The following is a 7513-nucleotide window of genomic DNA, read 5'->3' on the forward strand; positions in this document are numbered from 1 at the left end:
AGCCAGAGCTTCCACTTCCAGCCAGTCATTCCAGGCCAACGCCAGGGTCCAGTCCGGACGATGGATTTCACAGTCCGGCAAACGGTAATGAAACGCCGGACGCGCCTTGATCAAGGGGTCATTCAGCTGCTGTCGCACGCGGGGTTCATCCAGGTGAGCAAACAACGGCAACATGTCCAGCGCGCGATTTCGCGAGGGATTGTGAGCGAGATAGTCATCGATCAACTGACTCTGATCAGGCCAGTAATCCGCTCTGGCCAACAGGCGTCGATAATCCGTGGGATAGGGATCAATATAGTGAGTGACCTGACGGGACAAATTGATGTCCGCCCGCGCATAAAGCCAGTCGTACAGACAGGAAAACGCTTTGAGATAAGCGGTTATCGTTCCGGTTTTTTCGTCGGGCACCTCCGGGTTCAGCTGCATACCGAAGGCGTTGATCAGACGATCCGAGGTCCCCTTGGCGCCGGCCGCGCGCAAGCGTCGGATGATTTCCTCTACCTCATCGAGCCGGGTCATGGGCAGCGGCGGGCTGACCAGCTCCATCGGCACCAGTGAGTCGGCCAACCACTTCAGAACCTCTTCGGCCGAGTCTCCGAGTTCACCAGAGAAGGTGCCCCGATCACGCTCCTCCCGCCCGAGCTCCTTGAGCAGGCGGAAATCCAGTTCCACACCCCAGTCCCCGGCAGGGTCGCCACTGAGCACCCGTTCATAGCGCCCATTCGGCTTGACGGTCAGAGACAGGTAATCCGCCACCAGCTCACTGAGCTGATCCAGCGTCAGACCATTCATTTCCAGCTCGACCCCAATACGGCGAGGCTCGCCTTGGGCATTTTCGGCTCTGGCGGGCAGTCGTAGTCCCACGGTCTGGACACCTCCTGAGTATTGGCAATAGTCGTCAAAAACCCCGTACTCAATAGCATGACACAGACCCGCCCACTTTGCCTAATGCATAAAAAAACCCCGGAAGCCTGGCGGCTCCCGGGGTTGATCAAAGCGCACCCGAAGGTGGGATTCGCTTAGTACTGGTACTTCACACCGACTTTGAAGACACGACCGGTATGGTCGTACTCGTAGCGACGCTTCTCGGAGATGTCGGTCCAGCGATCCTGGTAGTCATCGGTGAGATTCAGCGCTTCAAAGTTGATGTCGAGGTTGTCGTTCAGCTCGTAGCCTGCAGAGAAATCGACATTGAAGGTACCTTCGTAGCCTTCAAAACGGTTCCCGGTACCGCTGGTTCCCGTGATGTAATCATCACGATAAGCCGCGGAAATACGGGCGTTGAAACGTTCGTTTTCGTAGTACACCGTGGTGTTGTAGGAGTTGTTGGACAAGCCGAACAGACGCTCGCTGACCACATCGTCTCCAAAGGTGTAGTCTACATCGGAATCAACGTAGGTATAGTTGGCAATAAAGCCAAAGTCCCGCACCAGCTCCGCATCAGTAAAGGTAGAGAAAGGAGCCTGCAGTGCCAGCTCAAAACCTTTCACTTCTGCGCCCGGGCCATTTTCCAGTGATGAAATGGTCCAGGGACGACCTTCCGGATCCGCCTCGGCCGGGGAGGTCGGCGCCAGCAGGGACAAGGGCAGACCGGTAGAGGCATAGGTGCCCTCGCGCTCTACGCCAATCGGACGTGACTCGATATCTTTGGTAAACAAGGCAATAGACGCGATCGCCTCGTCTGCAAAGTACCACTCCAACGAGGTATCAAAAGAATCTGCACGAGTCGGATCCAGTTGCGGGTTCTGGAACGATACGCTGTAGTTGAAGCTGTCAACGCTACCACCAGGACTCAGGTTGCCCAGTCCCGGACGGGTCATCACACTGGCACCGGACACGCGCCAAATCAGGTCTTCGGTCAGATACATGGCGGTGTTGAACGACGGCAGTACGTCATCGTAAGTATCACGCTTTACGGTGACAAACTGACCGGAGTTGTAACCGGAAGATGTCTGATCGGTTTCGGCGTAACGAACACCAACGTCAAACATGAAGTCCTTGCCGGCCAGTTGCGTCTCACCGTTCAACTGCACAAACAGAGAGGTGCTTTCTTCTTCAACGCTACGAATGTTGCCCTGGTCCTGACGCGCTTCCTGATTGAACAGGTCAATTTCGTCGGCCCAGGCCCACAGGTCGGGAATCACCCACTGGCTGGTAGAGCCAGAACCCATTTTGTCGTCGAAAGTAAAGACTTCGCTCAGAGCGTCGGTACCGGGAATTCCGTAGACGTCATCGCTGGAGCAATCAATCAATTCAGCTCCGCAAACACCGGTATCGCGACGGTAGCCTTCGGTATCAAAGGTGAACTTCTTGTAGCTAGCACCAAAATCGACAGAGTACGCATCGTTCAGGTAGTAGGTGAAATCACCCGCGACCGTATCAAAACCGTGTACGGTGTTTGTCGGACGATCACGGAATTCGGACATCTGGAAGTTGGTCGGATCAGTCACATCCGGTCCGTTGAACGCGATGACCGGGAATTCATCATCGGTATAATCGTAGCTGAAGCCCTGATAATCACGATCGTCGTACATGAACGTGATTTCGTAGGGGAAGTCCAGCTCGGATTCCGAGGTGCCCGCCAGGAAGTGACCGGTCAGGTCTTCATTGAACTCATGCTCAACATCCAAAGACACCTGGTTGAACTCGGTGGTCCAGGCTTTCAGGAAGTTTTCATTCCGGACCCAGGCGTTGTTCACGGTCATGGAGTTCAGGTTGTTGCTGGCCGCGTCGTAGGTGTAATCGACCACGTCCATACCACCTTCGTTACCGCGGAACAGGACTTCGCCCCATTTTTCCGCACGGGAAGCGTCCAGCTCGGAGTACAACAGATCCAGGCTCACTGTCGTGGCATCGGTCGGACGGAACTGCAGACCACCGGTAATACCCAAGCGCTTGCGATCGACATCGATCAGACCGTAGCGGGGAATACGCGGGTGGAAGCCGTTACCGACTTCAACACAACCCGAATCATCCGGATTGGCGGTACAGTCCACGCCTTCAACACTGGCAAAATCCGCAGCTTGCCAGCGAACGGTGTTCTGCCCCATTTCGCTGGTGCTGTTATCTGAATAAGCGACTGACGCTGATACACCCCATATACCTTCCGGATCGTTATAGGCGAACAAGCCAGTGACGCGAGGACCAAAATCTTCATTCAGGTCGTTGTACTGACCTTCAACAGCACCGACCAGAGTCAGGCCTTCGTCATAACCAAAGGGACGCCCGGTATTCAGGTCGACCACGGCCCCCAGTGAACCTTCGTCCACATTCGCGGATGCCGTTTTGCGCACGACGATGGAGTTGAACAGCTCAGAGGCAAAGACGTTGAAGTCAAAGCTACGGCTGCGGTTAGGACCACCTTCACCGCCGGTTGCGGCAATCGCTTCCATACCGTTGATACGGATACGGGTAAACTCACCGGACAGGCCTCGCACGGAAATCTCGCGGCCTTCGCCGGAGTCACGGGTAATGGCAATACCGGGGATACGTTGCAAAGATTCGGCCAGGTTCTGGTCCGGGAAGTCAGCGATGTCTTCGGCCAAAATGGCATCGACAGCACCAACATTATCACGTTTCACATCCAAGGCCTGAGCCAGACTCTGGCGGAAACCGGTCACCACCACTTCTTCCAGTACCGGCTCATCCGCAGGCGCCTGGGCCTGGGCGGCGCCGGCAACAGCCAGTGCCAGAGCGGTCATGGATGTGTTGGCCAAGAATTGCTTACCAAACTTGTAGTTAAATAGGGACATGGTGCCTCCTGGTTTATTATGTAGACTAATGTCTTTGACTCTCACTACTGGAACACGCTGGCCTGCAAGGATGCACAAACCAGATGCGACTCTAACGTACAGCCACAGCAACTCCCTTCGGGGAAATCACCAAAGTGAAAACGAAAAGCCCGTACCAACGCTGGCACTTGACTTAACACAGATATCGTTACAAAGGATTTGCTAACGCAGGTATGAAACGCGGGGCAATCGAGTCCGACTGGCTATAGACAGCAGGAAACCCGACTGGAAGAACGTCGTTTGAATGGTTCATTTCTCCCTATCCTCTCTCACTTTATAATTTGGCTGATCGCCTTTTTGCATCGATCGCGTCCTTTATCAAACGACGGACAACGGACCCTGCTTAAGGCTTATATTAGATTCCAGCGGACTAATAGTTGCACAGCTTTGGAGATATCTCAAGGTTTAACACGGCTTTATTTAGGCCAAAGTGCTCAAATCTTTTACAATGGCACATTATCCAGCCTACCCCTGCACTTGAGGAGCACTGCATGACTCTGACGCCCGCTTACCGGCAACGCTTTGGCTCCCTGGCGCGGCTTTATGGCGAACCGGCCCTGGAGCACCTGGCAGGCGCTCACTTTGCCGTAGTTGGGCTGGGTGGCGTAGGCAGTTGGGCGGCGGAGGCCTTGGCGCGTACCGGCGTCGGGACCCTGACCCTGATCGAGCTCGATGGCGTGTGCGTGACCAACACCAACCGGCAACTGCACGCTTTGGAGGGCTATATCGGCGCGTCCAAGAATCAGGTGGTGAGCGATCGCCTCAAGGCCATCAACCCGGAGATGACGGTTCACAGCGAGGAAACCTTTCTGACCAGTGACAATATTGAACAACTGATCAATCGGGACCACGACGTTGTGATTGATGCCATCGACTCCGCCCACATCAAAGCACACCTGGTGGCCTACATCAGTCGCCTCAAGGGCCGCCTGATCACCGTGGGCTCTTCGGGTGGGAAGCGGGACCCGAAGCAGATTGTCTGTTCCGACCTGGCACAAACCGCTTACGACCCCATGCTGCGCAAGGTACGCAATCTGCTCTTTCGACATTACGGATTTCGCAAAGACGCCAAGCGACGCTTTCGGGTGGACGCCATTTATTCCAATGAGCAGATGCACTTCCCTCAGTTGGACGGCAGCGTGTGCGTGGGCGATAAAGGCAACCGGGACCCGGACAGCGGAGTCAAACTCGACTGTGGCGGTGGACTGGGCTCGGCGGTTATGGTCACGGGCAGTTTCGGGTTCGCCGCCGCCAGTCAGGCCGTGGAACGCTATCTTCAGGACCGAGGCTGTTGAGCCGACGCTTTCGCATCAAATTGAACCGCCATTCAGATACCGAAGAGCTGCCGGGTATTGTCGGTGGTCTGACGGGCCACCTGCTCCTCAGAGCAACCCCTCAAATCGGCGAGCGCCTGGGCAATCAACGGTAAGAACTCCGGACTGTTGCGCTCGCCCTGCCGGCCCGACAACGGCATGTCCGGTGCATCGGTTTCCAGTAACAGTGCCTCAAACGGCACCCGGCTGACGGCGTCCCGGGTTTTGCGGGCGCGCTCATAGGTGATGACACCTCCCACGCCGAGCCGAAATCCCATCTGCCAATAGGTTTGCGCCATGTCGGCACTACCGCTGAAGGCATGAACCACACCACCCCGAGGAAAGCGGTGGCGCTTGAGCCGCCGGATCAGTTCATTGTGGGCTTTGACGCAGTGAAGAATGAGCGGTTTGTCACAGCTCCGGGCCAGCTCAAGATGGATGTCCAGCAGGGACTCCTGCTCGTCCATGGGCGTATCGATATGCTTGTCCAGACCACACTCCCCCACCGCCACGCAGCGGGGGTGAGCCAGGAAATCCCGGCACACCGCCTCCCAGCCTTCAACGGCCCGGCTCTGCCACCAGGGATGCATACCGGCGGCGAAGTACCAATCGGAGTGCGGTGCGTCACAAAGCGCCCGGGCTCGCCCCCACTGCTCCGGATCCGTCCCCGGAATAATCAGCTGATGAATTCCCCCGGATCGACACCGGGACCAGAGTGCCTCCCGGTCCCGATCAAAAGCCTCAAAATCCAGGTGACAGTGGCTGTCGATCAGTGGAGTCGTCATCAGCGCCAACGGTAGGCAATGACCGAGTCGGTAAAGAATGTGGGAATATAGGTGACCCCATCATCCGGATTCCACCCCAGGTCGGCGGTATTCATGCGCGGATCACGGGTATCCATCAGGCGGGTCACCTGGCCATCACGGACGTGATACACCAGCCCGACCCAGCAGGTCACCAGGAACTCGTTGGAACCGATTTTCTCAACGCCATCAATGCCGGACTCAAAGCCTTCGGCCACGGTTTCCAGATCGCCTTCGGGATTCGCTCTCAGCAACCGGTTTCCAGCCCCGATATAGATATCGTCGCCGTCGATGTAAAGACCGTTCGGATCTTTCAGGCCCTCCAGAAACAGCTCAGCACCGTCACTTAGAATGCGGTGGACCTTGCCCGTGCGGGTATCGGAGACATAGACGGTTCCCCCATCATCAATGGCGACATCGTTCAGGAACACCGAGTCCGCCACCGGAATCCGGGACATGATCTGCCCGGTTTTCAGGCTCACCGCCAAAACCTCGGTCAGGTCGGCGACATAGAGAGTGTTGCGCAGAACGCCCATGCCTTTCGGGGCGCTCATACCGCGGGCCCAGTCCTGATCAATAATTTCGCCGTCCAGGGATAGCTTGGCAATCCCCCCTTTACCGTCGGCCTGATTGCCTTCGCCTTCGATTTCGGCCACCAGCAGATAGGCTTCGCCATCAACCTCATGGTAAAGCACAGACTCCGGAGTGCGGAGCCCCTCGGTTACCCACTGCTGTTCGAGCCGGGGTGACTCACCGGCCCCGGCATTCAGTGCGGCCGCCGCCAACGCGGTGGCCAGTACCCCCATGCCGAAACGTTGCTTCCAAAGCTGATTCATTGGTCTCTACTCTCCCACAATTGGTTTTATTGATTGGCCCGGTTATCGATCAGATCATCCACCACGGCCGGGTCCGCCAACGTTGAGGTATCCCCGAGATTATCGAGCTCGTTGGCGGCAATTTTGCGCAGGATGCGGCGCATGATTTTACCCGAGCGGGTTTTCGGCAGGCCGGGCGCCCACTGAATAATATCCGGTTTGGCAATGGCGCCGATTTCCTGTACGCACAGGTCAATCAGCTCCTTACGCAGCGCATCGCTCGGCTCTTCACCGCCCATCAGGGTGACATACGCATAGATGCCCTGGCCCTTGATGTCGTGGGGATAGCCAACAACTGCGGCCTCGGAGACTTTCGGGTGCAGCACCAGCGCACTCTCCACTTCCGCGGTCCCCATCCGGTGGCCGGAGACGTTGAGCACGTCATCCACCCGGCCGGTAATCCAATAATAACCATCCTCATCCCGACGGGCACCGTCGCCGGTAAAGTAGTAACCGGGGTAGGCACTGTAATAGGTATCGATACAGCGCTGATGATCGCCATACACCGTGCGAATCTGGCTTGGCCAGGGCGCCTTGATCGCCAGGTTACCGGAACCGGCGCCCTCTATTTCATGGCCCTCATTGTCCAGCAGCACCGGCTGCACCCCGAAGAAGGGCAAAGTGGCGGAACCGGGTTTCAGGTCGGTGGCACCGGGCAGCGGGGTCAGCATATGGGCACCGGTTTCGGTCTGCCACCAGGTGTCGACCACCGGGCATTCCCCACGCCCGAC

General features: G+C 57.0%; 6 protein-coding genes. 1 reads left to right on the plus strand and 5 read right to left on the minus strand.

The features are described 5' to 3' along the window. The coding region (locus tag B3520_RS14540; protein ID WP_286876356.1) for an amidoligase family protein at nucleotides 1-864 on the minus strand (864 nt) is incomplete at its 3' end. Nucleotides 865-1019: 155 nt separating this feature from the next. Further along, on the minus strand, nucleotides 1020-3752 hold the full coding sequence (locus B3520_RS14545) for a TonB-dependent receptor (RefSeq protein ID WP_286806297.1): 2733 nt from the start codon (nucleotides 3750-3752) through the stop codon (nucleotides 1020-1022). A gap of 530 nt (nucleotides 3753-4282) precedes the next feature. Here B3520_RS14545 and B3520_RS14550 point away from each other — a divergent pair. Further along, nucleotides 4283-5086, plus strand: coding sequence for a tRNA threonylcarbamoyladenosine dehydratase (locus B3520_RS14550; RefSeq protein ID WP_286806296.1), 804 nt, complete (start codon nucleotides 4283-4285; stop codon nucleotides 5084-5086). 32 nt (nucleotides 5087-5118) lie between these two features. Here B3520_RS14550 and B3520_RS14555 read toward each other — a convergent pair whose 3' ends face one another. The 3 genes from B3520_RS14555 to B3520_RS14565 all read right to left on the minus strand — a co-directional run. Then, nucleotides 5119-5889, minus strand: a complete 771-nt coding sequence (locus B3520_RS14555) for a TatD family hydrolase (protein ID WP_286806295.1) — start codon at nucleotides 5887-5889, stop codon at nucleotides 5119-5121. After that, complete coding sequence (locus B3520_RS14560) at nucleotides 5889-6743, minus strand: GTP-binding protein (RefSeq protein ID WP_286876357.1); 855 nt, start codon at nucleotides 6741-6743, stop codon at nucleotides 5889-5891. The genes B3520_RS14555 and B3520_RS14560 overlap by 1 nt, the downstream gene beginning before the upstream one ends. Before the next feature lie 26 nt (nucleotides 6744-6769). After that, the coding region (locus B3520_RS14565; RefSeq protein WP_286876358.1) for an AMP-binding enzyme at nucleotides 6770-7513 on the minus strand (744 nt) is incomplete at its 5' end.

The sequence above is a fragment of the Marinimicrobium sp. UBA4509 genome (assembly GCF_002388575.1).
Classification (GTDB): domain Bacteria; phylum Pseudomonadota; class Gammaproteobacteria; order Pseudomonadales; family Cellvibrionaceae; genus Marinimicrobium; species Marinimicrobium koreense.

Coding starts and splice junctions, on each gene's coding strand:
- B3520_RS14560 (WP_286876357.1), bottom strand. CDS start 6,743: ATGAATCAGCTTTGGAAGCAACGTTTCGGCATGGGGGTACTGGCCACC.
- B3520_RS14550 (WP_286806296.1), top strand. CDS start 4,283: ATGACTCTGACGCCCGCTTACCGGCAACGCTTTGGCTCCCTGGCGCGG.
- B3520_RS14555 (WP_286806295.1), bottom strand. CDS start 5,889: ATGACGACTCCACTGATCGACAGCCACTGTCACCTGGATTTTGAGGCT.
- B3520_RS14545 (WP_286806297.1), bottom strand. CDS start 3,752: ATGTCCCTATTTAACTACAAGTTTGGTAAGCAATTCTTGGCCAACACA.